At 60.6% G+C, this 25,243-nt stretch carries 24 protein-coding genes; 6 read left to right on the top strand and 18 right to left on the bottom strand.

The features are described from left to right. Nucleotides 1–35 precede the first annotated feature (35 nt). From HJB82_RS12315 to HJB82_RS12300, 4 genes are all read right to left on the bottom strand, one after another. Nucleotides 36–665: a hypothetical protein gene (locus tag HJB82_RS12315; RefSeq protein ID WP_221115432.1), complete on the bottom strand. Its 630-nt coding sequence runs from the start codon at nt 663–665 to the stop codon at nt 36–38. 119 nt (nt 666–784) lie between these two features. After that, on the bottom strand, nt 785–2,605 hold the full coding sequence (locus HJB82_RS12310; RefSeq protein WP_221140095.1) for an ABC-F family ATP-binding cassette domain-containing protein: 1,821 nt from the start codon (nt 2,603–2,605) through the stop codon (nt 785–787). 3 nt (nt 2,606–2,608) lie between these two features. Beyond that, nucleotides 2,609–3,265 carry a thiamine diphosphokinase gene (locus HJB82_RS12305; RefSeq protein WP_207582220.1) on the bottom strand — a complete coding sequence of 219 codons (657 nt, stop codon included), beginning with the start codon at nt 3,263–3,265 and terminating at the stop codon, nt 2,609–2,611. 122 nt (nt 3,266–3,387) lie between these two features. Beyond that, on the bottom strand, nt 3,388–3,912 hold the full coding sequence (locus HJB82_RS12300) for a MarR family winged helix-turn-helix transcriptional regulator (protein ID WP_207582221.1): 525 nt from the start codon (nt 3,910–3,912) through the stop codon (nt 3,388–3,390). A 115-nt stretch (nt 3,913–4,027) separates the two neighbouring features. Here HJB82_RS12300 and HJB82_RS12295 point away from each other — a divergent pair, with 115 nt between their 5' ends. Continuing rightward, nucleotides 4,028–5,566 (top strand): MDR family MFS transporter, encoded by a 1,539-nt coding sequence (locus HJB82_RS12295; protein ID WP_207582222.1) that lies wholly within the window; start codon nt 4,028–4,030, stop codon nt 5,564–5,566. 388 nt (nt 5,567–5,954) lie between these two features. Continuing rightward, nucleotides 5,955–7,499, top strand: a complete 1,545-nt coding sequence (locus HJB82_RS12290; protein WP_207582223.1) for a M48 family metalloprotease — start codon at nt 5,955–5,957, stop codon at nt 7,497–7,499. A 57-nt stretch (nt 7,500–7,556) separates the two neighbouring features. Here HJB82_RS12290 and HJB82_RS12285 read toward each other — a convergent pair whose 3' ends face one another. From HJB82_RS12285 to HJB82_RS12265, 5 genes are all read right to left on the bottom strand, one after another. Continuing rightward, nucleotides 7,557–8,420 carry an RNA polymerase factor sigma-32 gene (locus HJB82_RS12285; RefSeq protein ID WP_164007435.1) on the bottom strand — a complete coding sequence of 288 codons (864 nt, stop codon included), beginning with the start codon at nt 8,418–8,420 and terminating at the stop codon, nt 7,557–7,559. Between the two features lie 377 nt (nt 8,421–8,797). After that, entirely contained in the window at nt 8,798–9,370 is a 573-nt protein-coding gene (locus HJB82_RS12280; protein ID WP_207582224.1) for a CarD family transcriptional regulator, read from the bottom strand. Between the two features lie 394 nt (nt 9,371–9,764). Continuing rightward, entirely contained in the window at nt 9,765–10,103 is a 339-nt protein-coding gene (gene fdxA, locus HJB82_RS12275; RefSeq protein ID WP_003543777.1) for a ferredoxin FdxA, read from the bottom strand. 193 nt (nt 10,104–10,296) lie between these two features. Beyond that, nucleotides 10,297–10,701, bottom strand: a complete 405-nt coding sequence (locus tag HJB82_RS12270) for an RNA-binding S4 domain-containing protein (RefSeq protein WP_207582225.1) — start codon at nt 10,699–10,701, stop codon at nt 10,297–10,299. A 2-nt stretch (nt 10,702–10,703) separates the two neighbouring features. Next, a complete protein-coding gene (locus HJB82_RS12265) occupies nt 10,704–13,946 on the bottom strand; it encodes a helicase-related protein (protein ID WP_207582226.1) in 3,243 nt (1,080 codons plus the stop codon). A gap of 794 nt (nt 13,947–14,740) precedes the next feature. On the opposite strand from HJB82_RS12265, the gene HJB82_RS12260 reads away from it, so the two are divergent. Both HJB82_RS12260 and HJB82_RS12255 read left to right on the top strand, forming a co-directional pair. Continuing rightward, nucleotides 14,741–14,896, top strand: coding sequence for a DUF3309 family protein (locus HJB82_RS12260; protein ID WP_007632343.1), 156 nt, complete (start codon nt 14,741–14,743; stop codon nt 14,894–14,896). A gap of 27 nt (nt 14,897–14,923) precedes the next feature. Continuing rightward, nucleotides 14,924–15,178, top strand: a complete 255-nt coding sequence (locus HJB82_RS12255; protein WP_018071981.1) for a YMGG-like glycine zipper-containing protein — start codon at nt 14,924–14,926, stop codon at nt 15,176–15,178. Between the two features lie 195 nt (nt 15,179–15,373). Here the strand turns inward: HJB82_RS12255 and HJB82_RS12250 are convergent, their stop codons facing one another. Both HJB82_RS12250 and HJB82_RS12245 read right to left on the bottom strand, forming a co-directional pair. After that, nucleotides 15,374–16,099 carry a beta-ketoacyl-ACP reductase gene (locus tag HJB82_RS12250; protein WP_164007429.1) on the bottom strand — a complete coding sequence of 242 codons (726 nt, stop codon included), beginning with the start codon at nt 16,097–16,099 and terminating at the stop codon, nt 15,374–15,376. 71 nt (nt 16,100–16,170) lie between these two features. Further along, the gene (locus HJB82_RS12245; protein ID WP_207582228.1) at nt 16,171–17,352 is read right to left on the bottom strand and encodes an acetyl-CoA C-acetyltransferase; all 1,182 of its coding nucleotides are present in this window, start codon (nt 17,350–17,352) and stop codon (nt 16,171–16,173) included. 238 nt (nt 17,353–17,590) lie between these two features. Between HJB82_RS12245 and phaR the strand changes: the two genes are divergently transcribed. Continuing rightward, nucleotides 17,591–18,163 (top strand): polyhydroxyalkanoate synthesis repressor PhaR, encoded by a 573-nt coding sequence (gene phaR, locus HJB82_RS12240; RefSeq protein WP_007632334.1) that lies wholly within the window; start codon nt 17,591–17,593, stop codon nt 18,161–18,163. Here phaR and HJB82_RS12235 read toward each other — a convergent pair. The 5 genes from HJB82_RS12235 to mtgA form a co-directional block, all read right to left on the bottom strand. Further along, nucleotides 18,158–18,565 carry a hypothetical protein gene (locus tag HJB82_RS12235; protein WP_164007425.1) on the bottom strand — a complete coding sequence of 136 codons (408 nt, stop codon included), beginning with the start codon at nt 18,563–18,565 and terminating at the stop codon, nt 18,158–18,160. The genes phaR and HJB82_RS12235 overlap by 6 nt on opposite strands. 249 nt (nt 18,566–18,814) lie before the next feature. Further along, nucleotides 18,815–19,000 carry a 50S ribosomal protein L32 gene (rpmF, locus tag HJB82_RS12230; RefSeq protein WP_003543812.1) on the bottom strand — a complete coding sequence of 62 codons (186 nt, stop codon included), beginning with the start codon at nt 18,998–19,000 and terminating at the stop codon, nt 18,815–18,817. Nucleotides 19,001–19,154: 154 nt separating this feature from the next. Continuing rightward, complete coding sequence (locus HJB82_RS12225) at nt 19,155–19,802, bottom strand: glutathione S-transferase family protein (protein ID WP_221131628.1); 648 nt, start codon at nt 19,800–19,802, stop codon at nt 19,155–19,157. 13 nt (nt 19,803–19,815) lie between these two features. Further along, nucleotides 19,816–20,538: a DUF1868 domain-containing protein gene (locus HJB82_RS12220; RefSeq protein ID WP_221140093.1), complete on the bottom strand. Its 723-nt coding sequence runs from the start codon at nt 20,536–20,538 to the stop codon at nt 19,816–19,818. Between the two features lie 199 nt (nt 20,539–20,737). Beyond that, a complete protein-coding gene (gene mtgA / locus HJB82_RS12215) occupies nt 20,738–21,475 on the bottom strand; it encodes a monofunctional biosynthetic peptidoglycan transglycosylase (protein WP_221115428.1) in 738 nt (245 codons plus the stop codon). Nucleotides 21,476–21,610: 135 nt separating this feature from the next. On the opposite strand from mtgA, the gene HJB82_RS12210 reads away from it, so the two are divergent. Next, nucleotides 21,611–22,525, top strand: a complete 915-nt coding sequence (locus HJB82_RS12210) for a polyprenyl synthetase family protein (RefSeq protein ID WP_207582232.1) — start codon at nt 21,611–21,613, stop codon at nt 22,523–22,525. Between the two features lie 9 nt (nt 22,526–22,534). Here HJB82_RS12210 and hisC read toward each other — a convergent pair whose 3' ends face one another. Beyond that, complete coding sequence (hisC, locus tag HJB82_RS12205) at nt 22,535–23,596, bottom strand: histidinol-phosphate transaminase (RefSeq protein WP_207582233.1); 1,062 nt, start codon at nt 23,594–23,596, stop codon at nt 22,535–22,537. Between the two features lie 16 nt (nt 23,597–23,612). Next, nucleotides 23,613–24,863 carry a flavodoxin-dependent (E)-4-hydroxy-3-methylbut-2-enyl-diphosphate synthase gene (gene ispG, locus HJB82_RS12200; protein WP_221115424.1) on the bottom strand — a complete coding sequence of 417 codons (1,251 nt, stop codon included), beginning with the start codon at nt 24,861–24,863 and terminating at the stop codon, nt 23,613–23,615. Nucleotides 24,864–25,243 lie beyond the last annotated feature (380 nt).

Below are 25,243 nucleotides of genomic sequence, written 5' to 3'. Positions count from 1 at the left end.
CGATAGACACTATATCACTTTGAATTTCACGCTGGTCACATCGGCGGCGTGATGCCATTCAGGCCGACGGCCACCTGGCTGGCCGAGATGCTGCCGTCTGCCGCCTTCTCGCCGGTGACGATGACGCTGGCGCCGGCCTTCAGATCGTCCTTGGTCGCCGGCGCCAAGGTCACGATCGGCGTGCCGTCGGCAATCGTGATGGTTTTTTCCTTGCTTTGATAGGTCAGCGTGATCGTGTGGCCGTCGACGGATTTGACGGCATTGCTGACGGTCGCATTGGTCATCTGGCTGTTCGGCTGAGCATCCCAGGGACGGTTGCCCTCGCCGGTCCCCTTCATCGACGCCGGAAAGATTAATACCTCGATCGCCCCGTCAGGGCCGGCGCCTTTCGGAAGCGAGGCGACCCCGACGAAATCGCCGGGCTTGATATCCTCGACCGAGGCTTTTTTGATGCCGCCGACTTTCCAGCCGGCTTTCAGCGTAATTATCGCATCGCTGCCTTCGCGCGTCTTGACGACGAGACTATCGCCACTGAGGCTTTCGATGGTGCCACGAACGCGAACGCGGTTGCCATCCCGCGCCTGTGCGGCCTGCGAGAGCGCAATCGCGACAAGACCGCCGCCGGCAAGTGCTGTGAAAATCTTGGAATAGGCCTTGCGAGACATATGACTTTTCCTTGTCGCCATTGCTATCGGCGCTATCCCCAGCTGCCGGGCGACACTCTATGCCGCGCGTCGATACACTGGCCAATCAAGGAAAGGTGAGACTGCGAGTTTGCGAAGCCTCAGCCTTCCAGCTCTTCGCGCAGCATTTCGAGCTCCAGCCACTCCTCCTCCATTTTCATCAGGCCGGCGCGTAGTTTTTCCATCTCGACGGCAAGCCGGTTGAAAGCTACGGGATCGCGCGTGAAAAGATTGGGATCGGCCATCACCTGTTCGCGCTTGGCGATCTCGGCTTCGGCTTTCGCCATGTCCTTCGGCAGATTTTCCAGCGCGAATTTCTGCTTGAAGGAAAGCTTGCCCCTCGAACTTCCAGCAGAAGACGCTGCCTCCTGGGTCTTCGGCCTCTCCGCCGCCTTCTCGGCCCGCTTGCGCTCCTCGATCGCGCCCTTGCGCTGCGCAAGCATGTCCGAATAGCCGCCGGCATATTCGATCCAGCGGCCGTCAGGTGCGTCCGCCATGGCAGGTGCGATCGTCGAGGTCACGGTGCGGTCGAGGAAATCGCGGTCATGGCTGACGAGAATGACGGTGCCGGGAAAGCCAGCGACGATTTCCTGCAGCAGGTCGAGCGTCTCGATATCGAGATCGTTGGTCGGTTCGTCGAGGATCAACAGGTTCGTAGGGCGCGAGAGAATCCGCGCCAGCATCAGCCGGGCGCGCTCGCCGCCGGAAAGGCTTCTGATCGGCGTCCGCGCCTGTTCCGGCTGGAACAGGAACTCCTTCATGTAGCCGGTGACATGACGCTGTTCGCCGTTGACGAGCAGGTTTTCGCCGCGCCCATCCGTCAGGTAGTTGGCGAGCGTATCCTCGGGATCGAGATCCTCGCGTTTCTGGTCGAGTGTGGCGATCTCCAGATTGGTGCCGAGCTTAATCGTGCCGCTATCCGGGGAAAGCTGACCTGTCAACATCTTCAAGAGCGTCGTCTTGCCGGCACCATTCGGCCCAACCAGACCGATGCAATCGCCGCGGTGCACGCGGATCGAGAAGGGCGTGACGATTGCCCGGTCGCCGAAGCTTTTGGTGATCTTGTGAGCTTCGATCACCAGCTTGCCGGATTCCTGCGCGTCCGAAGCCGTCGCCTGCACCGAGCCCTGCGGCCCCTTATGGCCGCGATAATTCGAGCGCATCGTCTGCAACTCGCCGAGGCGGCGCATGTTGCGCTTGCGCCGCGCCGTGACTCCATAACGCAGCCAGTGCTCCTCGCGCTCGATCGCCTTGCCGAGTTTATGCTGCTCCAGCTCCTCGGCCTCCAGCACCTGGTCGCGCCAGGCCTCGAAATGCGAAAATCCCCTGTCGAGCCGGCGCGAGGTGCCGCGGTCGAGCCAGACGGTTGCCGTCGAGACCTTTTCGAGAAAACGTCGGTCGTGCGAGATCAGCACGAGGGCGCTGCGCGTCTTCTGCAACTCGCCTTCCAGCCATTCGATGGTCGGCAGGTCGAGATGGTTGGTCGGCTCGTCGAGCAGGAGAATATCGGGCTCCGGCGCCAGCACGCGGGCAAGGGCGGCCCGGCGCGATTCGCCGCCGGACAGCATGCTCGGATGTTCCTCGCCGGTCAGCCCGAGATGCGACAGCAGATAGGTGACGCGATAAGGGTCGTCGCCCGGCCCGAGACCGGCTTCGGCATAGGCCTGGACGGTGTTGAAGCCGGCAAAATCCGGCGCCTGTTCGAGATAGCGCACCGTCGAGGAAGGATGACGGAAGACTTCGCCAGACTGCGCCTCGACCAGGCCGGCGGCGATCTTCAGCAGCGTCGATTTTCCCGAGCCGTTGCGCCCGACCAAGCAGATTTTGTCCCCGGGCTCGATCTGCAGGCTAGCACCAGCCAGCAGCGGTGCGCCGCCGAAGCTCAGGAAGATATCGTCGAGTTTCAGAATGGGAGGGGCCAAAAATCAGACTCCGGAAAGATCATATGGCCTGGCGAGCACGATCGCCCGGCCGCTGCGGAGCGAAAAGCGAATCTTGCTTTCCGCAACATTGGAAATGGTGCGCGACGAGCCGAAAGGCAGATGGAAATCGGCCAGCGGATAACGCGCATTCTCGATGGAAAGCCCGGTCAGCTCGCTGAACCCGAGCACGGAAAACAGGCTCCCCTTGGGAAGATCCAGCTCGACCGTCCCGGCAAGCAGCGGCACTGCCTCTTCCTTGCCCGAGGTCAGCAGCACGTCGAAACCCTCCTCCGCCAGACTGACGGCCGACAGCAGATGCTGAAGCGCGTGGTCCGAGCGTTCGCCGCCAAGAGCACCGGCCAGAATCAGCCGCCGCGCACCCCGCGCGATCGCTTCCGACACGGCGATTTCGCCATCCGTCGCCGCCTTTGCCGCGGGATAGGGCTGTTTCGGCACATCGGGAAAGGCACCCTCGAGATCATCAGGCGTCGAATCGAAATCGCCGACCCAGAGCTCCGGCTCGATACCGAGTGCCACCGCATGCCGCATGCCGCCATCGGCCGCGATGGAACGGCTGCCGCCGATGGCTTGGCGCAGGCGCTCCGTCAGGCTGAGTTCGCCGCCGAGGAGAATGGTGAAGGTGGATGGGCTCATGGGCATTGCCCTTAGCGCAAACCGGGGGTCGAGGGGAAGGGGCGCCGGCGGATCGGCGCCATTTCCCTTCGAGCGCCACTAGAACAGGATGTCGCCCGAAAACCGCACACACTTTTCGGCATCATGCTCTAGCCCGGCGTATCCTTGTCGCGCGACCGGAAGACCGCCTCGTAACCGCCGATGAAACGCTCGAAAAGCATTGCGAAACGAGCGACATCCTGCTCAGGCCAGTCGGAGACGATCTCGGAGATGATCGCGAGTTTCTGCGCGACGATCTCGGCCAGCAGATTCTGGCCGACCTCGGTCATGACAACGACAATCCGTCGCGCATCGGCCTGCGAAGCTTCGCGGCGCAGCACGTTCCGCCCGACCATGTCGGCCACCACCCGGCTAGCCCGTGACGGATCGATGCGCAGCATCTCCGCGATCATGCCGACGGTGACCTCGCCGGCAGGCTTTGCCCTCCGCACCGCATCGAGCACGTCGAGATGCGAAAGTTCAAGGCCCGGTGCAGCACTCTGGATCGCCAGCCGGCCGATCAATCGCCGCCCGGTCATCAACCGCATGCGCCCCATGCTCCGGCCGATGCGAGGCACGTTTTCCTCAACCGGCTCTGGCTCGGTGGAAATGGTCTTGGTCAGCACTTCGTTCATGCCGGGACCATAACAGAGCCGCGGCGGAATTTGAATATGCCGATGTCATTAATGTGCCATTGACAAATACATGCTGTTAGCACATAAAAATCTACCCAACCCGGAATGATGCTCCATGGATATGCAACTCGCGCCTGCGCCGCTCGTGACGGATCCTCGTCGCCGGCTCATCCTCTTCTTCTTCCTGATGACGGCCATGTTCATGGCGACACTAGATAATCAGATCGTTTCCACGGCGCTGCCAACGATCGTCGGCGAGTTCGGCCATCTGGAGCGCTTCGGCTGGATCGGCTCGGCCTATCTGCTGTCGCTGAGCGCCGTCATGCCGGTTTATGGCAAGCTTGGCGATCTCTTCGGGCGCAAATACGTGATGATGACGGCGATCATGATCTTCACTGTCGGCTCGGCGGTCTGCGGCCTTGCGGTCTCCATGAACACGCTGATCGCCGCCCGCGTGCTACAGGGCCTTGGCGGCGGCGGCATCATGGTGTCGATCTTCTCCGTCAATGCCGATCTGTTCGAGCCGCGCGAGCGGGCCCGCTACCAAAGCTATTCCAGCCTCGTGTTGATGGCGTCAGGTGCGATCGGACCGGTGCTTGGCGGCACGATGAGCGACCTTTTCGGCTGGCGCTCGATTTTCCTCGTCAACGTGCCGATCGGCTTAATCGCACTTGCCGGCCTTGCCGTGATGCTGCCCTATCGCAAACCGCATCGCCGGCCCAAGATCGATTATGCCGGTGCGCTGCTTCTCGCCCTGACGACGACCAGCATCGTGCTTGCCACCGACAGCAGCGAACTCTTCGGCGCATTGGTCTCGCCACAGAGCATCGTCATCATCGCCTTCGGTATCGTTTGCGCCGTCGCCTGGGTGCTCGTCGAACGCCGCGCGCCGGAACCGATCGTTCCCCTACAGCTCTTTCGCAATTCGACATTCAGCCTGCTCCTGGTGATGTCGATCATGGGCGGCGCCATCGCCATCGGCATGGTCAACTATCTCGCCCTCTTCCTGCAGACCACCACCGGCCTTTCGCCCTCTGCCGCCGGCGCGCTCTTCATTCTTCTGACGGGCGGCCTCGTCTGCGGATCGCTGTCCGCAGGCCGCATCATCTCAAAAACGGGGCGTTACAAGCCCTTTGCCATCGCAAGCCTGACCTGCAGCGCCATCGCCTTTGCGCTGATGTCGCAGATCCACGCGGGAACGCCGATCGCCTTCATCGGGGCGATCATGATGCTGCATGGCATCGGCATCGGCCTTGCCCAGCAGGTTCCCATCATCGGCGTACAGAATGCAGCGCCGGCCCGCGATGTCGGCGCCGCCACCGGTTCGGTGACGCTGTCGCGCATGGGAGGTGCATCGATCGCCATTTCCATCTATGGCGCCATCATCGCCTCTCAGCTCGACAAGGTCGGCGTCTCCATTCCCGGTGTTATCGATATCGAGCAGCTGACGCCGAAGATGATGGCCGCCCTTCCCGAAGCAAGCCGCCAGGCTGTCGCCGATGTCTATGCCGCCGCCTTCTCGCCGCTCTTCATGACCTCCTGTGCTATTGCGCTGATCGGCCTTGTGGCGGCCATCATGCTGAAACCTGTGCAGCTGCCCCGCGCCGGTGAAGCGAAGATGCCGCAACCGACGACGGCGAATGCGGCGGAGTAACCGGATCGATCCCGCAGAATACCTCATCGGGAGGAGTTCCTTCCGCGATGATATTATCGGTGGTTGCAATTTTCTCGCATCGCTGTCGCTATCAGCTCGGTTACTTCAATCGGCCCGTTCTTTTTCTTCGCCACCGACGAATCTCCGCGTTGTGACGGAACTTTCGCCATAATTTCATCCGAGCGAAGGGAAGGCCTCACGATCGAGGCTGGCTAAAATGCAACGGCGCCACATTTAAACAGAGTCTCGCTATGCAACCGATGCATAAATCAGCTACAGCAAGGACTTGTATCGGCCGATTGTGCAGCGCGAGATCAGGGGTGCGCACCTGTTGAATTCCCCTTGCCACGGTCGGTGCCAATCTGCGGCAAACCGGCAAGACAGCGACATGATGCGGAGAACCAGACTGGACAGCTTGACGACGTGGAAATCGCCCGCGCTTTCCAGTGATGCCATCTCCGCGCCGCGGCGTTTCGCGCGTCGCCTGATGCTGCTTTCGGCCGTCGCAATGGCGCTGAATGGCTGTCAAACGCTGATCGACCAATCCTACCAGCCGAGCGTCTCGCCTTCTTCCAATCCGCAGATCGTCGACGAGGTGCAGAAGAACGATCCGCGCGCGGCGATGGGCGCCCGTGAGCATCCACGCATCGTCGCAAGCTACGGCGGCGAATACAAGGACGCCAAGACCGAGCGCCTCGTCGCCCGCATCGCCGGCGCGCTGACGGCGGTGTCGGAAAATCCGAGCCAATCCTACCGCATTACCATCCTGAATTCGCCGGCGATCAACGCGTTTGCGCTGCCCGGCGGTTATCTCTACGTCACCCGCGGCCTGCTTGCCCTTGCCAACGACGCTTCGGAAGTCGCCGCCGTGCTATCGCACGAGATGGGCCACGTGACGGCGAACCACGGCATCGAGCGGCAGAAGCGCGAGGAGGCTGAGGTCATCGCCAGCCGCGTCGTCGCCGAGGTTCTCTCCAGCGATATCGCCGGCAAGCAGGCGCTGGCCCGCGGCAAGCTGCGGCTCGCCGCCTTCTCACGCCAGCAGGAACTGCAGGCCGATGTCATCGGCGTGCGCATGCTTGGCGAAGCCGGCTACGACCCCTATTCCGCTGCGCGTTTCCTCGATTCCATGGCGGCTTACAGTCGCTTCATGTCGGTCGATCCCGAAGCCGACCAGAGCCTAGACTTCCTGTCGAGCCATCCGAATTCGGCGCAGCGCATCGAGCTTGCCCGCACCCATGCCCGGGCCTTCGGCCAGGAGGGTTCGGTCGGGGACAAGGGCCGCGACTATTATCTCGACGGCATCGACGGCCTGCTCTATGGCGACAGCCCTGAGGAAGGCTACGTGCGCGGCCAGACCTTCCTGCACGGCGGCCTCGGCATCCGCTTCGACGTGCCGCCGGACTTCCACATCGACAACAAGGTCGAAGCCGTAATGGCCACCGGCCCGAACGACATCGCCGTCCGCTTCGACGGCGTCGCCGACAATCAGAACCAGAGCCTCACCAACTATATCTCCAGCGGCTGGGTGACCGGCCTCGACCCGTCGACCATCCAGCCGGTCACCATCAACGGAATGGAAGCAGCCACAGCGCGGGCAAGCGCCGACCGCTGGGATTTCGATGTCACCGTGATCCGCAACAATTCGCAGATCTTCCGCTTCCTCACCGCCGTGCCGAAAGGCAGCGACGCCCTTGAGCCAACGGCCAATGTCCTGCGTGCGAGTTTCCGACGCATGACGCCGGCAGAGGCAGCCTCGCTCAAGCCGCTGCGCATCCGCGTCGTCACCGTCCGTCTGGGTGAAAACATCTCGACGCTCGCCGCCCGCATGATGGGTACCGACCGCAAGCTCGATCTCTTCAAACTCATCAACGCCCTGCCCACGGGTGCAGCCGTTTCACCAGGCGATCGCGTCAAGATCATCGCCGAGTAAAAAAATAGCCCGGCTTGCGCCGGGCCAGTCTGTGCTGCTGCAGGGAATAGTTTCGGTTCAGGCGTAAGCCGCCATATGCGGATCGGCGCTGACAAGCGCGCTGCGGAGCTTCTCCATCGCCCGGCTTTCGATCTGCCGCACACGTTCCTTGGAAATGCCGAGATCGGCGCCGAGTTCTTCGAGCGTGGCACCGTCTTCCGCCAGACGCCGGGCGCTGATGATCTTCATTTCGCGTTCGTTGAGATGTGTCAGCGCCGAGGCGAGCCAGACGCGGCGCCGCTCTCCGTCGATCATGTTGGAAACCTGCTCGTCCGGTAGGGGATCATCGCTGACGAGGAAGTCCATCTTCTCCGCACTCTCGGCATCGCCGGAGACCGAAGGCGCCTGCAGCGAGGCATCATTGCCGGAAAGCCTGGCGTCCATGGTCTGCACATCGGAGAGGCTGACGCCGAGCGCCGCGGCGATTTCCTGGTGAATGGATTGCAGAGTCAGCTGCGTGTCACCCTTGGCGAGCTTGGCGCGCAGACGACGCAGATTGAAGAAAAGCGCCTTCTGTGCCGAACTCGTGCCGCCGCGCACGATCGACCAGTTGCGCAGGATATAATCCTGGATCGAAGCCCTGATCCACCAGCTCGCATAAGTGGAAAAACGTACGTCGCGTTCCGGCTCGAAGCGAGCGGCAGCCTCCAGAAGGCCGACATAGCCCTCCTGCACGAGATCGCTCATCGGCAGGCCGAAATTGCGGAACTTACCCGCCATGGATATGACGAGGCGCATATGGGCCATGGCGATCTGGTTGCGCGCGCCGCGATCATCGTGATCCTTCCAACGAATGGCGAGATCGTGCTCTTCCTGACGGGCGAGATAGGGGGCGGCCATCGCGATTTTGATCATGCGCCGATCTGCAGACATGTTCTTCATTTCGATCTCCTGAAACAGGCCTCTCGCCCTAAATGAACAATAAAACGCACCTTCCGGAACATCGCTGTCCGGACTGAATGGGGTTCTGAATGCATGAAGGCCTCGCCCCTGGACTTTTCAGGGGGAGGCCCTATTTCTCATCATGTACCGTTAAGACGGCCGGGCCGGACCTGTTTCTTCACGTTGCCGGATGGGCAATATTGAAAAGGCATGATCCGCTCCTCATCGAACATTGACGGAATGACAGTTCGCCCGTCGAGGCCCATTGCCCTGCGAGCAGTCCGCAATTACGTGTGTTAAACGCGGCAGTCGAAAAAAAGTTCCAAAAAAAACCCGGCGCAAGCCGGGTTTTTTGATAGGGGAAAAACAGGGTCGCCTTATGCGGCTTCGTCCTGTGAGTCGTCTTCTTCTATCGCCTTGCCGCGTTTCGGACCCTTGTTGAGATTGGTCTCGACCAGGCGGACGGCTTCAGTTTCCGACATCTTGTTGACGGCGGCGATTTCGCGCGCCATGCGGTCGAGCGCAGCCTCATAAAGCTGACGCTCGGAATAGGACTGTTCGGGCTGGTTTTCGGCACGATAGAGATCGCGCACGACTTCAGCGATGGAAATCAGGTCGCCGGAATTGATCTTGGCATCATATTCCTGGGCACGGCGCGACCACATGGTGCGCTTGACGCGCGCTTTACCCTGCACGACCTTCAATGCACGCTCGACGAAATCCGTTTCCGAAAGCTTGCGCATGCCGATGCTCATCGCCTTGGCGACCGGAACCTTCAGCCGCATCTTGTCCTTTTCGAAATCGATAACGAAAAGTTCGAGCTTCATGCCGGCAACTTCTTGCTCTTCGATAGCGGTGATGGTACCGACGCCGTGAGCGGGGTAGACGATCGATTCACCGGTCTTGAAGCCATGGCGTGCGATGGAAGGCTTTTTCTGCTGAGTCGTCATTCTATTCAAAAACTCCCTGTTACGCTCCCGGCGGCGGCCGGAGCCGGGTCAGTCAGGCCCGGGTGAGACGGTAGTATCCGTCGGGTGACTTCACTCTGGTCCCATCGGGCAAAAGCAAAGAACTTCTTGCGCACGATCTTGGGACCCGGCGCTCAAAGCGTTGATATGTCACGGAAACCGCGTGCGGATTGGTTTTGCTTTCGTGATGGTTTTGGGCATGCGTCATGCCACAAATGGAACAGTAGCCAAAACCTATCATAAAAATATGAGGAAATCAATAATTTGCTTCGCTTGAGTCATGCGGGCAACACATGTCACCCATATGCCTCCCGCAGCTTTTAAAACGTTTCGCCCCGCGGCCGCCCGAATCCGGCGACCGAATATGGCCGCCGTCTCAATCGCCGGAACCGGGTTTCTCGGAGAAATATTTCTCGAACTTTCCGGTCTCGCCATCCATGTCCTTGGCCTCGGGCAATGGGTCCTTCTTGACCGTGATGTTCGGCCAGATGGTGGCATATTCGGTATTGATCTTCAGCCATTTGTCGAGGCCCGGCTCGGTGTCGGGCTTGATTGCCTCGGCGGGACATTCAGGCTCGCAGACGCCGCAATCGATGCATTCGTCAGGATGGATGACGAGGAAATTCTCGCCCTCGTAGAAGCAGTCGACAGGGCAGACTTCCACGCAATCGGTGTATTTGCACTTGATGCAATTGTCGGTCACGACATAGGTCATGAAGAACTCCAGGATTCCATGCGAATGGGGCCGGGCAACCTGGAACGTCGCGCCTATCCCCGTGCCGGAGGAAAATCGTGGGCAGGCTTGGGAGGCAAGCACGCTTCCGGCAGGTTGTCAGTGACGTATCGGCTTTAACGCCGGATTTCAAGGATAAACGACCTGCAAAAGCCGCCGCCGCAGACAGAGTTTTCTAATCCTCGTCCGACATCAGCCTGTCGATTGCCCGTCTTTCCTTTTTGGTCGGACGGCCGGTGCCGGTCGCCCGGATCGCCTGCTCGTAGGGCGTGAGACGTTTTGCCTCATCGGGCGGCGGCGACAGGTCTTCGTAAAGCAGTCGTGCCTCCTCGTAGGGCCCTCGCCGCTCGCCGGCGAGGCGCACGAGAAGAACGAGATCGCGCCGCTCCAGCGTCATCTCGATACGGTCGCCCGGCTTGACCATCTGGCTCGGATGCTTGCAGCGCTCGCCGTTGATGCGCACGTGGCCCGATTGGATGTGGCTCTGCGCCAGCGAGCGCGACTTCGCCATGCGCGCGAAGAACAGCCACTTATCGATGCGCTGGCGCGAACCGCTTGTCGGCTGGGTCTCCCCGCTCATGACTACTTCTTCATCTGCTCCTTGAGAGCCGCGAGCTTGGCGAAAGGTGAATCCGGATCGATCGGCTTTTCCTTGCGCGGCGGCTTGGCCTCGAAGCGCAAAGGCTGCGAACCGCCGCGATTGTTGTTGCGATCGTTGCGGTCATTTCGCTCGCCGCGATCCTTGCGGTCCTGCCGGTCGCTGCGCGGCTGGTCGCCCCGTGGTTGGTTGCGATCGCCTCTTGCCTGCTGCGGCCGGCCGCCATCGCGATTGCCGCCGTCCTTGCCGCGGTTTTGACGATTGTTGTCGCGGCTTTCGCCGCCTTCACCACCGCCCGGCCGGCGATTGCGGTCGCCGCGCTCCTGGTTCTGACCGCGCTCCTGGCCCTGGCCGCCACGGCGTTCGCCATGCCCGCCGCGCGCCTGGCGCTGATTGTCGTTGCGGCCGCCGAGGCGCCACAGAAGAACCGGCTTCGGTTCCGCCGGCTCGCCGGCTTCCCCGGAAGCGGATGCCGCTTCCTCGGGAGTCAATACCGCTTCCACAGACGCGGAAGCCGCATCTGTGGGAACGGAGGCTTCCGCCAGAGCGGACGTCTCGATCGCTTCATCAGGAGCGGGGGTTTCGACCGCTTCTGCCACAGCCGTGTCGACGTCAGCCGAAACCGCCTCGGTTGCCGATGGCTCGGCGGCAATCTCGTCCGCTGCCCCGTCGGCGTCGTCGTGATCGGCCTTTTCCGCCTCGTCCGCGGGCGTTTCGGCGGCGGCAGCCGGTGCCGAAACCGCATCCTGCGTCGCAAGATGTGCCGATGCCTCTTCCGCCTTCACGGCATCGGCGCGATAACCGAGGCCCTTGAGGATTTCTTCCATGTCTTCGAGCGTCGCACCGAGGATCGACAGCATGGCTGTCGTCGTCGTGAAGCGGCGGCCGTCATAGGCGCCTTCCGGACGGTTGTTCTGACCCGGCTTCCACTGCAGCAGCGGACGGATGATATCGGCAAGCCGTTCGAGGATGTCGATGCGCACGGCACGCTTGCCGAGGAACCGGAAGCCGGCAAGCTTGTAGAACATCCGCTCGAAACTCGGATCGGTGACGACGGAGGTACGGCCGGCGGCAAGCACCGGAATGAGATCGCCGTAGCCCGGTTTGTCCAAACCGTCGTTCTTCAGCGCCCAGAGCAGGGTGATGAGCTCGGCCGGCGCCGGCTTCAGAAGTGCCGGAACGAAAATATGATAAGCCCCGAAACGCACGCCGTAACGGCGCATGGAGGCTCGCGCCTCCTGGTCGAGTGACTTCACTTCCTCGGTCACGTCGCGGCGGAACAGCACGCCGAGATTCTCCACGAGCTGGAAGGCCAGCCCCTTGGCAAGACCCTGCAGGTCCTCGGCGCGCGACAGATCATCGAGCGGCTTCAGCACCGTGCTAATATGATGATTGACGAAGCGCTCGATCCGGGCGGCGACATGATCGCGGGCATTGCCCGTCAACTGCTCGTCGGCCAACAGAATCACGCGCGGACGCATGATGTGATCGCTGCCCGAAAGCCGCGCCACCGGGTCGCCGATCCAACGGATCAACCCATCCGAGCCGATCGCCAGGTCGCTGTTGCCCGCGGCATGGATTCGAGCCGCACGGGCCTCGAATTCGAGCGCGAGCGCTTTCTGCGACGCAGCCTGAACCGCCTTGGCGTCCGGCCCGTCCGTTCCCGTCACCGGCGTGAAACGGAATCCGCTCAATTGCCCTACATGATGTCCTTCAACGAAGACATCGCCATTCACACTGATTTCAGCTTCCAGCATCGCATTCTCTCTCAGGCGCTTCATGAGCACAGATGTCCTGCGATCAACAAAGCGTTTCGTCAACCTTTCATGTAACGCGTCGGACAATCGATCTTCGATTTCCCGCGTCTTTTCCTGCCAGTGTGTCGGATCGGCAAGCCAACCCGGCCGATTCGAAACATAGGTCCAGGTTCTTATCTGCGCGATTCGCGCCGAAAGCGTGTCAATTTCCCCATCTGTCCGATCGGAGCGATGAACCTGCTCCGCGAGAAACTGCTCGTTCACCGTGCCATAGCGGACGAGATCGGAAAAGAGGGTCGAGATAAGATCGGCATGTTGTGCCGGGGTGATACGCCTATAGTCGGGAAGCGCGCAAGCCTCCCAGAGTTTTTCGACGCGGGCAGGCCTGTCGGCAAGACCGACGATCTCGGGGTAGCGCGAAAGCTGTTCGAGCGCCTGCTGGTCGACCGCAGGCAGCGCCCGCGTCAGCCCCGGCACGCGCGGCCCTGCCTCGAGGCTGGCGCGCAGCGATGGAATCGAGGAGAAGTCCATCTCGGTCGTCCGCCACTGCAAAACCTTGACGTTGTCGAATTCATGCCCCTCGATGCGCTGCACCAGCTCTTCGTCGAACGGCGAAACCTGTCCGGTGACGCCGAAGGTACCGTCTCGCACGTGCCGCCCGGCGCGCCCAGCGACCTGACCGAGTTCACCCGGATTGAGATTGCGGAACTGGTAGCCGTCGAATTTCCGGTCCTGGGCGAAGGCAACGTGATCGACATCGAGGTTGAGGCCCATGCCGATCGCATCGGTCGCCACCAGATATTCGACATCGCCCGCCTGATAAAGTGCCACCTGCGCGTTGCGGGTGCGCGGGCTGAGCGCGCCAAGCACGACGGCCGCACCGCCGCGCTGCCGGCGTATGAGCTCGGCGATGGCATAGACCTCGTCGGCCGAGAAGGCAACGATGGCCGAGCGCTGCGGCAACCGAGTGATTTTCTTCTGCCCGGCGTAAAAAAGATGCGAAAGCCGCGGCCGCTCGACGATATTGATGCCGGGCAGAAGCTGCAGCAGGATCGGCCGCATCGTCGCCGCGCCGAGCAGCAGCGTTTCCTCACGGCCGCGAAGATGCAGGATGCGGTCGGTGAAGATATGGCCGCGTTCGAGATCGCCGGCGAGCTGCACCTCGTCGATCGCGACGAAGGCGGCCTTGGTCTCGCGCGGCATCGCCTCAACGGTGCAGACCGAAAAACGCGCATTGGGCGGCGAAATCTTTTCCTCGCCGGTAACCAGCGCCACATTCTGGACGCCGACCTTTTCCACCACCCGCGTATAGACCTCGCGCGCCAGCAGCCTGAGCGGCAGGCCGATCACGCCGCTCCCATGCGCGACCATGCGCTCGATGGCATAATGGGTCTTGCCGGTATTGGTCGGCCCGAGCACCGCGGTCACACCGCGTCCACTCAGAATAGTCGGCTGCGAAGTCAGAATCATGGGTCCATGCAAATGAGGGCGGGCGCCCCCAGGAAAATCTTGGCTTCTCATGGAAGCTAGAGAACACATGGACAGCTGTCACCGCAAACGCAAGGGCAGATTTCAAATTGCTTCTGGGATTACGACCTTTGCGAGTCTTGCGGAACACCCGAATTTCCGATTCGGAACAGCGTGAGAACGAATCAGCGACGAATCGCTGACTCGCGCTGATTCAGCTTTTGTTCACGGCTAAGTATTGATTTTGAATCAGTTTTTCCCACTAGATGCTGAATCGCTGGACTCCCTCCCCTTTTGTATTTCGCTGTCGTAGAAGACGAGTCTGTCCTGCGACGAACAATCGAAAATTGCGCCCGTAATTAACCTGTCGACCAAAGCCCGAACAAATCGGCGACGAATCGCCGACTGTATTGGTTTCGCCTTCTGTTCACGGCAATATCTGGTGGCCGGATTTCAATCGGCGCGCTAAATGCGGATCGGTAGCGGATGTCCCGTTCCGCCTCGTCGTGTTGGCGTTAAGCTTTAGCAAGGCGGATTCAGATGCGGTTAACTCGGGATGGTCAATGGCGGCGCACCGATCAAAAACGGAACGAATCGCTGACGAATCGGCGACATCGGGACTTTCTCGCTTTGTTCACCGCAACATATTGTATTTAAACGCCTTTTTAACCATACGAGCAAATTTCCGATAGGCGGAGGTCAGGACGCATGACATTTCCTGGCTTAACCGGGAACAAAAATCGCCAATACGTGTTTCTCGTCCATTCAAATTGCCGATGAAATGAAGGAAACACACCATGCTTGGCACAATACTTCTTGTTATCCTCATTCTGCTCTTGATCGGAGCATTGCCGAATTGGGGTTATAGCCGTGGCTGGGGCTATGGACCTTCCGGCGGTTTGGGGCTAGTTCTCGTGATTATCATTATTCTTGTACTCATGGGCCGCGTCTAAAGGCCAACAAACCTGGGGAGTTACGACATGATGAAGAAGATTGTTCTTATTGGTGCGCTCGTTGGCGCTCTGGCATCCTGCACAGCGACCGAGCAAGGTACCGCGATCGGCGCCGGCACCGGTGCGGTCATCGGCGGTGTTGTCACCAACAGCTGGGGTGGTGCTGCGGTCGGCGCCGTTGCCGGCGGTCTGACCGGCGCTCTCATCGGCCACTCGGTCGAACGCCGCGGCTACTGCGTCTATCGCGACCGTTACGGCCGCCGCTACGAGGCCCGTTGCTGATCGGCAAAAAGCATATCGGACTCCCAACGGGCGCTTCGGCGCCCGTTTTTCTTTGCTGCTCGCGCGGGCATGGGGCATGAAATAAGCAAGAGCGCATCCGACGGGACGCGCTCTTGCTTCAATCCACCGCTGATCTACTCGGAAAGTCACGCATGTCGTAATCGCAAACGACAATACAGTTTTGCGAGATGTACTTTAGGCGAAGAACTGCCCGCCATTGGCCGTCAGCGTCGAACCTGTGATGAAGCCGGCATCGTCGGAGGCGAGGAAGGTGACGCATCGCGCGATCTCTTCCGGCTCGCCGAGACGGCCGACGGGGATCTGCGGGATGATGCGTTCGTTCAGCACCTTTTCCGGCACGGCAAGCACCATTTCCGTTCCGATATAACCGGGACAGATGGCGTTGACGGTGATGTTCTTGGCCGCGCCTTCCTGGGCCAGCGCCTTGGTGAAGCCAAGATCGCCCGCCTTGGCTGCCGAATAATTCACCTGACCCATCTGGCCTTTCTGGCCGTTGATCGAGGAGATGTTGACGATCCGGCCGAAGCTGCGGTCGCGCATGCCGGTCCAGACCTGATGCGTCATGTTGAACAGACCGGTGAGGTTGGTATTGATCACCTCGTGCCATTGCTGCGGCGTCATCTTGTGGAACATCGCGTCACGGGTAATGCCGGCATTGTTGACGAGGATTTCGACCGGCCCGATCTCGCTTTCGATCCTGGCAATCCCCTCGCCGCAAGCGAGGTAATCCGAAACATCCCATTTGAACACCGGGACGCCGGTAACGTCATGGAAGGCTTTGGCCTTCTCGTCGTTGCCGGCATAATTGGCAGCAACCCTGTATCCGGCATTTTTCAACGCCATGGATATGGCCGCGCCGATTCCACGCGTACCCCCGGTGACCACAGCCACTCTGCTCATGTTCCGCTCCCTTTTTGTTTTTGCCCCGCCTTGTGGCGAGATTTTCAATCAATGACGGATCGTATGCTACTTTAAAGCGCTTCGAAGCACATGGCGACGCCCATGCCGCCGCCGATGCAAAGAGTTGCAAGGCCCTTCTTGGCGCCGCGGCGCTTCATTTCGAACAACAGCGTATTGAGAACGCGCGCGCCGGAAGCGCCGATCGGATGGCCGATGGCGATCGCCCCGCCGTTGACGTTGACGATCGCAGGATCCCATCCGAGATCCTTGGTGACGGCGCAGGCTTGCGCTGCAAAAGCCTCATTGGCCTCGACGAGATCGAGATCGCCGACCGACCAGCCGGCCTTTTCGAGCGCCTTGCGGGAAGCCGGGATCGGGCCAGTGCCCATGATCTGCGGATCGACGCCCGCCGTTGCCCAGGAAACGATGCGGGCGAGCGGCTGGATGCCGCGCCGGACCGCCTCCGCTTCGCTCATCAGCACCGCTGCGGCCGCACCGTCATTGAGGCCGGACGCATTCGCGGCCGTAACGGTGCCCTCCTTATCGAAGGCCGGGCGCAGCTTGCCCATCGCCTCCAGCGTAGCGCCGTGGCGGATATATTCGTCGGCATCGACCGTAACGTCGCCCTTACGCGTCTGGATGATGTAGGGGATGATCTCGTCGGCAAAGCGGCCGGCCTTCTGCGCCGCCTCCGCCTTGTTCTGCGAGGCGACGGCGAACCGATCCTGCTCGTCGCGCGAAAGCTGCCACTGACGCGCGACATTTTCGGCGGTGATCCCCATGTGGTAGCCATGGAAGGCATCGGTCAGGCCGTCCTTGATCATCGTGTCGATCATCTTCGCGTCGCCCATCTTGACGCCGCCGCGCAAATGCATGGCATGCGGCGCCATCGACATGGATTCCTGGCCGCCGGCAACGATGATCTTGGCGTCGCCGTTGGCGATCTGTTGCATGCCGAGCGCGACGGCGCGCAGACCCGAACCGCAGAGCTGATTGACGCCCCAGGCCGTCGCTTCATTCGGAATTCCGGCCTTAATCGCCGCCTGGCGAGCCGGGTTCTGGCCCTCCCCGGCAGCGAGAACCTGGCCGAGGATCACCTCATCCACTTCGCCGGCATCGACGCCGGCGCGCGCGAGCGCACCCTTGATGACGGCCGCCCCGAGCTCATGCGCGGGAACCGTTGCGAAAGCGCCGTTGAACGAGCCGACTGCTGTTCGACCTGCGCTGGCGATGACGATGGATGAATTGCTCATGGGGACGCTCCTCGTTTTCGTCTCACTTACATAAGAGGAAACTGGCAAAGCTTGGAGCGCAAGTCAAACGCGAAGACCGGCTGCGGTCATTTTTCGGCAGAGCCTGCGAAAGCCCGATTCATCTGCTCTGTTAAAGGTTTGCCGCATCGCACAAAGAGATTGTCACCGGCCTTCTTTTGCGTTTACAGTCTGAAGTGGAGGAATATCCATAATTCAGACGGGGGTCCAGGAGACTGATATGGCGAAGCATGAGGGTCAGATCGTAATCAAGAAATACGCCAATCGCCGGCTATACAATACGGGCACCAGCACTTACGTCACGCTGGAAGACCTGGCGGAGATGGTGAAGAAGGGCGAAGATTTTACCGTCCAGGATGCAAAAAGCGGAGATGACATCACCCATTCGGTGCTGACCCAGATCATCTTCGAACAGGAATCGAAGACCGGCAACACCTTGCTCCCGATCTCCTTCCTGCGCCAGCTCATCACCTATTACGGCGACCAGATGCAGATGGTCGTGCCGAGCTTTCTCGAACATTCGATGCGCGCCTTCGCCGAACAGCAGTCTCAGATGCGCGAGCAGGTGAACCGCGCCTTGGGCGAAACACCTCTCGGCAAGAACCTGCAACTGCCGATGCAGATGGTCGAGGACCAGGTTCGCCGCAACACCGAGCTGTTTCAGCAGGCCATGCAGATGTTCTCGCCCTTCATGACGCCACCCGCCAAGGAAAGCCGCAAGGCCGAGGCTAAGGATATCGATGAGCTGAAGGAACAGCTCCGCGCCCTTCAGAACAAGCTCGACAACCTATAAGCCGATAGAAACATCTCGCCCGGCGCTCCGGATCGAGACGGCAAAGCCGCCGATCACATCGATCAAAGCGATCGTCATCAAAATGAAGAATACCTGCGTCGCAGCGTCCCGGACGAGTAGAAACTCGACCAGGAAGGCGATGAAAACCAGCATCGACAGCATGTGGTTGATAAGGTTGCCAGGCCCGGTTCTGGTTGCCTTCAGGATTTCGAAGAACAGCACGACAAGCGCTATGACGATAATGAGATCGCCGAGCGCCATGCTCCATATCGCGCCCGAGATCATCGACAGCACGATGATATCATGCTGCAGGGCAGGAATGCCGCCATCGCCCATCAGGCCCAGCATCGCCAGATTGTAGAGAATAAACGGGATAATCATCAGAGGCATGGCGGCGATCATCGGCAATCTCCCAGCGCAATATGCTTTGCGCAAATCAGATTCGATTTTCGCAAAGCATATTGCGTCGATTCAAAGTGCTACAGCGTCCTTTGCGCGCCTGAAAAGACGCACGGCGCTGTAGCGGGCTGGAAGAATACTGCCGCAAACCGCTGCCACACTGCAAGTCATTGCAAATATCATATCGCCGAAAAGCAAAAGGCCGGCTTGAGGCCGGCCTTGCAACTTCGATCGGACAAGCCGGATCGGAAATTATGCGCTTTCCTTCGGCGTCAGAACCTGGCGGCCGCGATACATGCCGGTCTTCAGGTCGATATGGTGCGGGCGGCGCAGTTCGCCGGAGTTCTTGTCTTCGACGTAGGTCGGAGCCTTAAGGGCGTCTGCCGAACGGCGCATACCGCGCTTAGACGGGCTTGTTTTTCTCTTCGGTACAGCCATTTCTCTTACTCCACTTGCGGGCAAAACATTCCCACGGCCACACCGGCGGCCGAAACGGACATGTCGCGATTTCGGAATTTCGCGCGCTTATACATGCAAGGGGTGGCCTTGACCAGTCCCCATGCGTATTTTTTGCGAAGCCGATGATTCCGTATCAGACTTCGTCTTCCGGCACGATCCAAGCCTCGGCGCGGGCTGCCTCTTCCCATTTGCGCCAGGCCGGATGCGCCTTCATGGTCGCCATATAGGCCAGCGTGTCGTCCCCGCTGACCAGGTCATAGATCTCGAACCGGTTGACGACAGGCGCAAACATCGCATCCGCGGCCCCGAACGCGCCGAAGAGAAACGGCCCGCCGGATTGCTGTAACAGATCCCGCCAGATCGTCTCGATGCGGCTGATGTCGGCCTCGACCCCATCCGGCAGCGCGATCCTGGCCTTCGGCCGGCGGATATTCATCGGGCAGGCGCCGCGCAGAGCCCGGAAGCTTGAGAGCATTTCCATCGAAACCGAACGGGCGAGCGCCCGCTGGGCACGATCCGCGGGCAGAAGACCGGCGTCCGGATAAAGCTCGGCGGCATATTCGATGATCGCCAGCGATTCCCAGACCTTCAATGCGCCATGCTGCAGAAGCGGCACGCGCCCGGTCGGAGAGACCGCCTTGATATTCGGATTGCCGCCCGCGTCGTCGAAAGGGATCAGCACCTCCTCGAAATCGATGCCGACGCCCGTCAGCGCCATCCAGGGTCGGAACGACCAGGAGGAATAATTCTTGTTGGCGATGTAGAGCGTCGGTCTAGTCATGAGCCTCTCCCGTTCAGGCGTCGAAATCGAAAATCAGCAATTCGTGGAAATGGTTCATGTCTTCGAACACGCAGAATGCCGGCGGTGCCAGTTCTAAAACAGGGGCCTTGCGGCGGATATCGTCGGCGACCTCGTCGAGCATTGCCTGCCAGCGCGGCAAGGCTTCATCCTCCAGCCGTTCGATCGCATAGGCGAATGTCACGTGGAACTTGTAGTCCTCCTGGCTCGGCTGGCGGTAGCCCAGAAGATCAGCAAACGCGTTGCGCCAGGCGCGCATGACCTTGCGGTCGTTCTCCGTCACCCCGTCGACGAGCAGGCCCGACGGGCGAGCTTCGACGATCGCCACCTTGAAGGGCTCGGCCATCGAAAAACCCTCAAGCCGCGCCGCCAGCAGTTCCGTCATGTCGTCTATCGGCGTCTCGAGAGGGAGATCGCCCGGCCAGCAATCCTGCCGGCGCCTGGTCTCGATGATCCCTTCGAACAGCGTCATGTGAAGGCTGGAGATCGGCGTGAACAGGAACTGTGGAGCTTCGGGCATCGCCAGATATCTCTCACGCGCCTCGATCAACGCCGCCTGCGTCTGCGAGCCCTTGTCGAGATGGCAGACGATGGTATTGCCGGCTTCCGGCAGAAAACCGCCGACCTTGCGATAGCGGCTGCCGAGGTGCGCAGGCGGGTTCGGATTGTGTGTCTTCGAGTAACAGAGAAGCTCTTGCGAAAGCGTCGTAATGGTCATGGGCGACTCAGGGGCTCCAGTTGGACTGCATTCGCCCATATGGCAGAACCAAGAATGTCAGATGACGTTTGGTCCTTCTCCTGCATAATTCCTTAAAGCGTGATCGATTCAAGGACAAACTTATGCAGCAATTCAAGGCTTTAAAGCGCCCTTGTACGCGTCTGAAGGACGCGCGGCGCTGTAACCATAAGCTCCGATCTCACCTATAGATGCACTTGATGTAATCGCCCGAGCCCTGTGCGCGCCTCTCGATCACGCCGGCAAGCCGACGAAGGCCTCGTCCTGGTTTGCCGGCATTGCGGTCGATCGGGTTCGGCAATGAAACGGCAAGCAGCGATGCCTGGCGTCGCGTCAGTTTCGACGCCGGCACCTTGAAATGATGCTGGGCCGCAGCCTCGATGCCGTAAATGCCGGGACCCCATTCGGCGATGTTCAGATAGATTTCCATCAGCCGCCGTTTCGACAGGACGAAATCCGTGGAGACAGCGAGCGGAAGCTCCATCGCCTTGCGCACGAAGGAGCGGCCGTTCCAGAGAAAGAGGTTCTTAGCCGTCTGCATCGGGATGGTGCTGCCGCCGCGCGTCGCCTGACCTTTCAGCGTATCCTCGACCAGCATCCGCATTTCCGCCCAGTCGACGCCGCCGTGAAAGCAATATTGCCCGTCCTCTGACATCATCACCGACTGCACCAGAGCCGGGGCGACGTCATCAAGCGACACCCATTGCCTATCGTAACCGCGCAGCAGCACGAGATCGCGCAGCATCAACGTCGAGACCGGGTGAATGAACGGCAGCAGATAGAAAAAGATCAGGGCATAGGGAAGGATCAGCACGATCAGCACGGAAAGAACAATGCGTTTCAATAGACGCCGGTCTCCGAACCATTGCCGACGAGCCGGCATGTCGACGCTGTCCTCTCTCTCCGGCGCTATATCCAATGTTCCCCAGTCCGATTTCGCCCCTGTCGTTGTCATAGCGCCTGTACGGAGCTTATGCCAGAGTGCGTGGCAAATCTTGCTGCGCCATCGACAATTCCGTTGCAAGCCCCGGGGCGCTCATGCCAAACAGCGCCCATGGACGCGAACCGGGACACTTTCGAAACGAGGCTGAGGAACAACGCCCGCGAGATCGAGGCGTTGCTCGACGCATTGCTGTCACCGAGCCCTCTCTCCGATGAAATCGTCAGACCTGAGACGCTGCGCGACGCCATGCATTATGCCGTGTTGAACGGTGGCAAGCGACTGCGCCCATTTCTCGTCGTCGAAAGTGCCGCCCTTCTCGGCGGTGACGCCGCGGCGGCGCTTCGCGTCGGCGCTGCACTCGAATGCGTTCACTGCTATTCGCTCGTGCATGACGACCTGCCGGCCATGGACGATGATGATCTCCGCCGCGGCAAACCGACGGTACACAAAAAATTCGACGAAGCCACCGCGATCCTCGCAGGTGACAGCCTGCTGACCTACGCCTTCGACATTATCGCCACGCCGGAAACAGCCCTTCCCGAAACGAGCAAGGCATCGCTGGTACTGGCTCTTGCTCGCGCCGCCGGTCTCGGCGGCATGGCCGGTGGCCAGGCGCTCGATCTCGCGGCAGAAAGACAAGCGCCTGACGAGGCCGGCATCATCCGCCTGCAGGCGATGAAAACAGGCGCGCTGATCCGCTTTGCCTGCGAAGCCGGCGCCCTCATCTCGGCCAGCCCGCCGGAAGATCGCCGCCGCCTGCGCGCCTTCGGCGAAAAGATCGGACTTGCATTCCAACTGGCTGACGACATCCTCGACCTGACCTCGGACACTGCAACCATGGGCAAGGCGACCGGCAAAGATGCAGCCCGCGGCAAGGGAACGCTTGTAGCGCTACGCGGCATGGAATGGGCCGAAGCCCAACTCCATCAGCATGTCCGCGATGCCGAGACACTGCTTGCCCCCTACGGTGCCCGCGCCTCGACCCTCATCGCCACCGCGCATTTCATCGCCGACCGGAAGAGCTGAATCGTCGGATCACGCCGACAATATTTCCTTGAAAGCCGAAACCAGGCGCGCGCATTCCTCGTCCGTGCCGATGCTGATGCGCAGAAACTCCGAAATACGCGGTTTGGCGAAATGCCGGACGAGAACACCACGCTCCCGCAGAGCCGCTTGAAGCGCTGCACCCGACTGGCTCTCATGCTTTGCAAAAACGAAATTTGCTTGAGACGGCAGCACTTCGAAATCCAGCGCTTCGAGTTCCCGGACGAGACCGTCCCGGCTGGCAATGAGCATCTTTCGGCATGTCTCGAACCACGCCTCGTCCTTGATTGCCGCCGTCGCGGCAACCTGCGCCAGGCGATCGAGCGGATAGGAATTGAAGCTGTCCTTGACGCGCTCCAGCGCCTCGATCAGTTCCCGCTGCCCCAGCGCAAAGCCGACGCGCAGACCCGCAAGCGAGCGCGATTTGGACAAGGTCTGAACGACAAGCAGATTGGGATATTTGCAAATGAGCGGGATAGCGCTGTCACCGCCGAAATCGATATAGGCCTCGTCTATCACGACGACCGCATCCGGATGGGCGGCGATAAGCGCCTCTATGTCGGCAAGCGGCAGGCCGATGCCGGTCGGCGCGTTCGGATTGGCGATGATGATCGCACCGCACGGCCTGTCGTAATCTGCCAGCCGGATCTGAAACCTGTCATCGACAGACACTTCGACCGTCTCGACGCCGTATAGCAGGCTATAGGTCGGATAGAAGCTGTAAGTCACATCTGGATAGAGAAGCGGCCGCTCGTGTTTCAACAGCGCCTGAAACGCGTGGGCGAGAACCTCGTCGGAACCGTTGCCGACGAAGACTTCTTCCGCCGTCAAACCGTGACCGGCGGCGATCGCTTGGCGCAATTCCGTGGCGGCGGGGTCCGGATAGAGCCGCAGACGATCGTCCGCAGCTTGCCGGATCGCCTCGAGCGCCGTTGGAGACGGCCCATAGGGATTTTCATTGGTGTTGAGCTTGACCAGTCCGGGAATACGGGGCTGCTCCCCCGCGACGTAGGGCTGCAGCTTGCTGACGATTGGCGACCAGTACCGGCTCATCCGAACTTGCGGTCGCTCATTCCGCCGCCGTCCGCTGACCGAAACGCTTCTCGATATAGTCGACGACAAGCGCCTCGAAATCGGCAGCGATATGGGGGCCACGCAGCGTCAGAGCCTTCCGGCCGTCGATGAAGACGGGCGCCGCTGGCGTCTCGCCGGTGCCCGGAAGCGAAATGCCGATATCGGCATGTTTGCTTTCGCCGGGACCGTTGACGATGCAGCCCATGACGGCGACGTTCAGCGCCTCGACGCCAGGATATTTCTCGCGCCAGATCGGCATGTTCTTGCGGATGTCGTTCTGGATGTTCTGGGCAAGCTCCTGGAACACCGTCGACGTCGTGCGTCCACAGCCGGGACAGGCGGCAACGACAGGAATGAACTGGCGGAAGCCCATGACCTGCAAGATCTCCTGCGCCACCTGGACTTCACGCGTGCGGTCGCCGTTCGGCTCCGGCGTCAGCGACACGCGGATCGTATCGCCGATGCCGTGCTGCAGTACGAAGCCCATCGCCGCCGACGAGGCGACGATACCCTTGGTGCCCATGCCGGCTTCGGTCAGACCGAGATGCAAAGCATGATTGGAGCGTTCGGCGAGCATGGAATTGACGGCGATCAGGTCCTGGACCTGGCTGACCTTGGCCGACAGGATGATGCGGTTGCGCGGCAGGCCGATCTCTTCGGCAAGGGCTGCCGAAAGCAGTGCCGATTGCACGATCGCCTCGCGGGTCACCTGCCGGGCTGAAAGCGGCGAACCGGCTTCGGCATTCCTGTCCATCAGCGCCGTCAAGAGATCCTGATCGAGCGAGCCCCAGTTGACGCCGATGCGCACCGGCTTGTCGTAGCGGATCGCCATCTCGATGATCTCGGCGAATTGCTTGTCCTTCTTGTCCTTGAAGCCGACATTGCCGGGGTTGATGCGGTATTTCGCCAGCGCCTCGGCACAATCAGGATGATCGGCAAGCAGTTTGTGGCCGATATAATGGAAGTCGCCGATCAACGGCACGTCCATGCCAAGCCGCAACAGCCGCTCGCGGATCTTCGGCACGGCGGCCGCACTCTCGTCACGGTCGACGGTGATGCGCACCAGTTCCGAGCCCGCCCGGTGGAGGGCAGCGACCTGGGCAACGGTCGAATCGATATCGGCCGTATCGGTGTTCGTCATCGATTGCACGACGACCGGCGCCCCGCCGCCGACGATGACTCCGCCGACATCGACGGCAATAGAAGCGCGGCGCGGTTTCGGATCAAAATCGGCGGCTGAGGACATGAAGAGTTTTTGCACCCCTAAAGCATGTCGCGCAAAAGTGTGCAGCGGTTTTGCGATAACGACATGCGTAAAATAAGAACCTAAAGCGCAAGAAGCGAATCCGAGAGATTGCGACGCGCTTTAGAAACAGTGCCCTCCAGGTGGATCATGACCGCTTTCTTGTCAACCGCCCCTGATATCACTTTTGTTGGGAGGCGGCTCAGCACAGGATTCAGATTTTAGGCCGTCCCGACCTAAAATCATCCTGATCTAGCAGGCTGCTGAAATTCGCTCTGCGTTGGCGCAGTTGCTTGCTGTGGGTCTGATTTTTTTACAGACTGGCTGTCGTGCGGTGGGATTTTGGCCGATTGAGGCGGGTTTTCTGGCCATATCGGCTTATT

The sequence above is a fragment of the Rhizobium sp. NZLR10 genome (genome assembly GCF_019685125.1).
In the GTDB taxonomy this organism is placed as follows: Bacteria; Pseudomonadota; Alphaproteobacteria; order Rhizobiales; family Rhizobiaceae; genus Rhizobium.
This window is presented reverse-complemented; position numbering and strand designations above follow the sequence as displayed.

Excerpts from the sequence above, each read along its gene's own strand:
- HJB82_RS12270 (WP_207582225.1), bottom strand. The coding sequence starts at position 10,701 with ATGAGCGGGGAGACCCAGCCGACAAGCGGTTCGCGCCAGCGCATCGAT.
- rpmF (WP_003543812.1), bottom strand. The coding sequence starts at position 19,000 with ATGGCTGTACCGAAGAGAAAAACAAGCCCGTCTAAGCGCGGTATGCGC.
- HJB82_RS12235 (WP_164007425.1), bottom strand. The coding sequence starts at position 18,565 with ATGATCGCCGCCATGCCTCTGATGATTATCCCGTTTATTCTCTACAAT.
- HJB82_RS12225 (WP_221131628.1), bottom strand. The coding sequence starts at position 19,802 with ATGACTAGACCGACGCTCTACATCGCCAACAAGAATTATTCCTCCTGG.
- HJB82_RS12280 (WP_207582224.1), bottom strand. The coding sequence starts at position 9,370 with ATGACGACTCAGCAGAAAAAGCCTTCCATCGCACGCCATGGCTTCAAG.
- HJB82_RS12220 (WP_221140093.1), bottom strand. The coding sequence starts at position 20,538 with ATGACCATTACGACGCTTTCGCAAGAGCTTCTCTGTTACTCGAAGACA.
- fdxA (WP_003543777.1), bottom strand. The coding sequence starts at position 10,103 with ATGACCTATGTCGTGACCGACAATTGCATCAAGTGCAAATACACCGAT.
- HJB82_RS12295 (WP_207582222.1), top strand. The coding sequence starts at position 4,028 with ATGGATATGCAACTCGCGCCTGCGCCGCTCGTGACGGATCCTCGTCGC.
- HJB82_RS12290 (WP_207582223.1), top strand. The coding sequence starts at position 5,955 with ATGATGCGGAGAACCAGACTGGACAGCTTGACGACGTGGAAATCGCCC.
- HJB82_RS12245 (WP_207582228.1), bottom strand. The coding sequence starts at position 17,352 with ATGAGCAATTCATCCATCGTCATCGCCAGCGCAGGTCGAACAGCAGTC.
- HJB82_RS12265 (WP_207582226.1), bottom strand. The coding sequence starts at position 13,946 with ATGATTCTGACTTCGCAGCCGACTATTCTGAGTGGACGCGGTGTGACC.
- HJB82_RS12315 (WP_221115432.1), bottom strand. The coding sequence starts at position 665 with ATGTCTCGCAAGGCCTATTCCAAGATTTTCACAGCACTTGCCGGCGGC.
- HJB82_RS12255 (WP_018071981.1), top strand. The coding sequence starts at position 14,924 with ATGATGAAGAAGATTGTTCTTATTGGTGCGCTCGTTGGCGCTCTGGCA.
- HJB82_RS12285 (WP_164007435.1), bottom strand. The coding sequence starts at position 8,420 with ATGAAGAACATGTCTGCAGATCGGCGCATGATCAAAATCGCGATGGCC.
- hisC (WP_207582233.1), bottom strand. The coding sequence starts at position 23,596 with ATGAGCCGGTACTGGTCGCCAATCGTCAGCAAGCTGCAGCCCTACGTC.
- HJB82_RS12300 (WP_207582221.1), bottom strand. The coding sequence starts at position 3,912 with ATGAACGAAGTGCTGACCAAGACCATTTCCACCGAGCCAGAGCCGGTT.
- HJB82_RS12305 (WP_207582220.1), bottom strand. The coding sequence starts at position 3,265 with ATGCCCATGAGCCCATCCACCTTCACCATTCTCCTCGGCGGCGAACTC.
- HJB82_RS12250 (WP_164007429.1), bottom strand. The coding sequence starts at position 16,099 with ATGAGCAGAGTGGCTGTGGTCACCGGGGGTACGCGTGGAATCGGCGCG.
- HJB82_RS12210 (WP_207582232.1), top strand. The coding sequence starts at position 21,611 with ATGGACGCGAACCGGGACACTTTCGAAACGAGGCTGAGGAACAACGCC.
- HJB82_RS12260 (WP_007632343.1), top strand. The coding sequence starts at position 14,741 with ATGCTTGGCACAATACTTCTTGTTATCCTCATTCTGCTCTTGATCGGA.
- ispG (WP_221115424.1), bottom strand. The coding sequence starts at position 24,863 with ATGTCCTCAGCCGCCGATTTTGATCCGAAACCGCGCCGCGCTTCTATT.
- phaR (WP_007632334.1), top strand. The coding sequence starts at position 17,591 with ATGGCGAAGCATGAGGGTCAGATCGTAATCAAGAAATACGCCAATCGC.